This is a genomic window from Enterococcus moraviensis ATCC BAA-383 (genome assembly GCF_000407445.1).
In the GTDB taxonomy this organism is placed as follows: domain Bacteria; phylum Bacillota; class Bacilli; order Lactobacillales; family Enterococcaceae; genus Enterococcus_L; species Enterococcus_L moraviensis.
Genome location: NZ_ASWB01000006.1, coordinates 1 through 4805, shown reverse-complemented (window position 1 = coordinate 4805; position 4805 = coordinate 1). Strand labels below are relative to the sequence as shown.

Sequence of the window (4805 nt, the reverse complement as noted above, 5' to 3'; positions counted from 1 at the left end):
TAGCGTGGCGACGTCCTACTCTCACAAAGGGAAACCCTTCACTACAATCGGCGCTAAGAAGCTTAACTTCTGTGTTCGGCATGGGAACAGGTGTATCCTTCTCGCTATCGCCACCACACTGGGTGTTGTTGCTATTAAGTTGAGTGATTATTCACTCAAAACTGGATTGAAGTAGTAATCAAACATTCCGAAAAACTTTTTTATTTCGTTTCTTTGGTTAAGTCCTCGACCGATTAGTATTGGTCCGCTCCGTACATCACTGCACTTCCACTTCCAACCTATCTACCTGATCATCTCTCAGGGGTCTTACTTTCTTAAAGAAATGGGAAATCTCATCTTGAGGTGGGCTTCACACTTAGATGCTTTCAGCGTTTATCCCTTCCCTACATAGCTACCCAGCAATGCCCTTGGCAGAACAACTGGTACACCAGCGGTAAGTCCATCCCGGTCCTCTCGTACTAAGGACAGCTCCTCTCAAATTTCCAACGCCCGCGACGGATAGGGACCGAACTGTCTCACGACGTTCTGAACCCAGCTCGCGTGCCGCTTTAATGGGCGAACAGCCCAACCCTTGGGACCGACTACAGCCCCAGGATGCGACGAGCCGACATCGAGGTGCCAAACCTCCCCGTCGATGTGGACTCTTGGGGGAGATAAGCCTGTTATCCCCAGGGTAGCTTTTATCCGTTGAGCGATGGCCCTTCCATGCGGAACCACCGGATCACTAAGCCCGACTTTCGTCCCTGCTCGACTTGTAAGTCTCGCAGTCAAGCTCCCTTCTGCCTTTACACTCTGCGAATGATTTCCAACCATTCTGAGGGAACCTTTGGGCGCCTCCGTTACCTTTTAGGAGGCGACCGCCCCAGTCAAACTGCCCACCTGACACTGTCTCCCACCACGATAAGTGGTGCGGGTTAGAGGGTTCATAACACAAGGGTAGTATCCCACCAGCGCCTCCACCGAAACTAGCGTTCCGGGTTCATCGGCTCCTACCTATCCTGTACATGTGGTACAAACACTCAATATCAAGCTACAGTAAAGCTCCATGGGGTCTTTCCGTCCTGTCGCGGGTAACCTGCATCTTCACAGGTACTAAAATTTCACCGAGTCTCTCGTTGAGACAGTGCCCAAATCGTTACGCCTTTCGTGCGGGTCGGAACTTACCCGACAAGGAATTTCGCTACCTTAGGACCGTTATAGTTACGGCCGCCGTTTACTGGGGCTTCAATTCTGAGCTTCGCCGAAGCTAACCCATCCTCTTAACCTTCCAGCACCGGGCAGGCGTCAGCCCCTATACTTCATCTTTCGATTTTGCAGAGACCTGTGTTTTTGATAAACAGTCGCTTGGGCCTATTCACTGCGGCTGACCGAAGTCAGCACCCCTTCTCCCGAAGTTACGGGGTCATTTTGCCGAGTTCCTTAACGAGAGTTCGCTCGCTCACCTTAGGATACTCTCCTCGACTACCTGTGTCGGTTTACGGTACGGGCAGTTGTTTTCTCACTAGAAGCTTTTCTTGACAGTGTGACATCAGGAACTTCGGTACTATTATTTCCCTCCCCATCACAGCTTGTCCGTATAGAGTAAAGCATTTGACTCTACTCAAGACTTACTGCTTGGACATGCACTTCCAGTCGCATGCATTCCTTAGCCTCCTGCGTCCCTCCATTGCTCAAACAAAAACAACTGGTACAGGAATATCAACCTGTTGTCCATCGCCTACGCCTATCGGCCTCGGCTTAGGTCCCGACTAACCCTGGGCGGACGAGCCTTCCCCAGGAAACCTTAGTCATACGGTGGACGGGATTCTCACCCGTCTTTCGCTACTCATACCGGCATTCTCACTTCTAAGCGCTCCAGCCGTCCTCACGATCGACCTTCAACGCCCTTAGAACGCTCTCCTACCATCACACCAGAGGTGTGATCCACAGCTTCGGTAATATGTTTAGCCCCGGTACATTTTCGGCGCAGGGTCACTCGACTAGTGAGCTATTACGCACTCTTTAAATGGTGGCTGCTTCTGAGCCAACATCCTAGTTGTCTGTGCAACCCCACATCCTTTTCCACTTAACATATATTTTGGGACCTTAGCTGGTGGTCTGGGCTGTTTCCCTTTCGACTACGGATCTTATCACTCGCAGTCTGACTGCCGAATATGAATGAATGGCATTCGGAGTTTATCTGAATTCGGTAACCCGAGATGGGCCCCTAGTCCAAACAGTGCTCTACCTCCATCATTCTTAACTTCGACGCTAGCCCTAAAGCTATTTCGGAGAGAACCAGCTATCTCCAAGTTCGTTTGGAATTTCTCCGCTACCCACAGCTCATCCCCGCACTTTTCAACGTACGTGGGTTCGGTCCTCCAGTGCGTTTTACCACACCTTCAACCTGGCCATGGGTAGATCACATGGTTTCGGGTCTACGACTACATACTCATTCGCCCTATTCAGACTCGCTTTCGCTGCGGCTCCGGCTCTTCACCTTAACCTCGCATGCAATCGTAACTCGCCGGTTCATTCTACAAAAGGCACGCCATCACCCATTAACGGGCTTTGACTTGTTGTAGGCACACGGTTTCAGGATCTATTTCACTCCCCTTCCGGGGTGCTTTTCACCTTTCCCTCACGGTACTGGTTCACTATCGGTCATTAGGGAGTATTTAGCCTTGCGGGATGGTCCCCGCGGATTCCGACGGAATTTCTCGTGTTCCGCCGTACTCAGGATCCTCCTAGGTGTTGCCAACATTTCGTCTACGGGGCTATTACCCACTTTGGCGAACCTTTCCAGGTTCTTCGACTATCTTGACAGACTACCACATCGGAGTCCTACAACCCCAACAAGCAAGCTTGTTGGTTTGGGCTCTTCCCGTTTCGCTCGCCGCTACTCAGGGAATCGAATTTTCTTTCTCTTCCTGCAGGTACTTAGATGTTTCAGTTCTCTGCGTCTACCTCTAACCAGCTATGTATTCACTGGAAAGTAACATCCTATAAAAGATGCTGGGTTTCCCCATTCGGAAATCTCTGGATCATAGCTCACTTACAGCTCCCCAAAGCATATCGGTGTTAGTCCCGTCCTTCATCGGCTCCTAATGCCAAGGCATCCACCGTGCGCCCTTATTCACTTAACCTTACGATCTTACGATCGGTTTTGTTTGGTTCGTTTCTCTAGCGATAGAGGCGTGACCAATAAAATAAGCTTCGAACAGTTAATTAACTCTTCAACGCGGTGTTCTCGGTTTGTTTTGATTACTTTTTTACTTCAATATCCAGTTTTCAATGAACAATTTGTTAGTAACCATTAGGTTACTATGGAGCCTAGCGGGATCGAACCGCTGACCTCCTGCGTGCAAAGCAGGCGCTCTCCCATCTGAGCTAAGGCCCCTTGTTTCTTATTAATTTAAGAGTAAACCTCTCAAAACTGAACAAAGTGTCGACGAATGTGTAAGTTTCCGTAATATTCCTTAGAAAGGAGGTGATCCAGCCGCACCTTCCGATACGGCTACCTTGTTACGACTTCACCCCAATCATCTATCCCACCTTAGGCGGCTGGCTCCACAAGGGTTACCTCACCGACTTCGGGTGTTACAAACTTTCGTGGTGTGACGGGCGGTGTGTACAAGGCCCGGGAACGTATTCACCGCGGCGTGCTGATCCGCGATTACTAGCGATTCCGGCTTCATGTAGGCGAGTTGCAGCCTACAATCCGAACTGAGAGAAGCTTTAAGAGATTTGCATGACCTCGCGGCCTAGCGACTCGTTGTACTTCCCATTGTAGCACGTGTGTAGCCCAGGTCATAAGGGGCATGATGATTTGACGTCATCCCCACCTTCCTCCGGTTTGTCACCGGCAGTCTCGCTAGAGTGCCCAACTGAATGATGGCAACTAACAATAAGGGTTGCGCTCGTTGCGGGACTTAACCCAACATCTCACGACACGAGCTGACGACAACCATGCACCACCTGTCACTTTGTCCCCGAAGGGAAAGCTCTATCTCTAGAGTGGTCAAAGGATGTCAAGACCTGGTAAGGTTCTTCGCGTTGCTTCGAATTAAACCACATGCTCCACCGCTTGTGCGGGCCCCCGTCAATTCCTTTGAGTTTCAACCTTGCGGTCGTACTCCCCAGGCGGAGTGCTTAATGCGTTAGCTGCAGCACTGAAGGGCGGAAACCCTCCAACACTTAGCACTCATCGTTTACGGCGTGGACTACCAGGGTATCTAATCCTGTTTGCTCCCCACGCTTTCGAGCCTCAGCGTCAGTTACAGACCAGAGAGTCGCCTTCGCCACTGGTGTTCCTCCATATATCTACGCATTTCACCGCTACACATGGAATTCCACTCTCCTCTTCTGCACTCAAGTCTCCCAGTTTCCAATGACCCTCCCCGGTTGAGCCGGGGGCTTTCACATCAGACTTAAGAAACCGCCTGCGCTCGCTTTACGCCCAATAAATCCGGACAACGCTTGCCACCTACGTATTACCGCGGCTGCTGGCACGTAGTTAGCCGTGGCTTTCTGGTTAGATACCGTCAAGGTAAGAGCAGTTACTCTCCTACTTGTTCTTCTCTAACAACAGAGTTTTACGATCCGAAAACCTTCTTCACTCACGCGGCGTTGCTCGGTCAGACTTTCGTCCATTGCCGAAGATTCCCTACTGCTGCCTCCCGTAGGAGTCTGGGCCGTGTCTCAGTCCCAGTGTGGCCGATCACCCTCTCAGGTCGGCTATGCATCATGGCCTTGGTGAGCCGTTACCTCACCAACTAGCTAATGCACCGCGGGTCCATCCATCAGTGACACCCGAAAGCGTCTTT

The 4805-nt window shown here is 50.9% G+C and carries 1 tRNA gene and 3 rRNA genes; all 4 read right to left on the bottom strand.

From position 1 onward, the window contains the following. Positions 1 to 2: 2 nt before the first annotated feature. Positions 3 to 118 (bottom strand): 5S ribosomal RNA (gene rrf, locus I586_RS16865). A 95-nt stretch (positions 119 to 213) separates the two neighbouring features. After that, positions 214 to 3125 (bottom strand): 23S ribosomal RNA (locus tag I586_RS16860). A gap of 181 nt (positions 3126 to 3306) precedes the next feature. After that, positions 3307 to 3379 (bottom strand) — tRNA-Ala (locus I586_RS16855). An 83-nt stretch (positions 3380 to 3462) separates the two neighbouring features. Then, positions 3463 to 4805, bottom strand: a 16S ribosomal RNA gene (locus tag I586_RS16850); the annotation flags it as partial.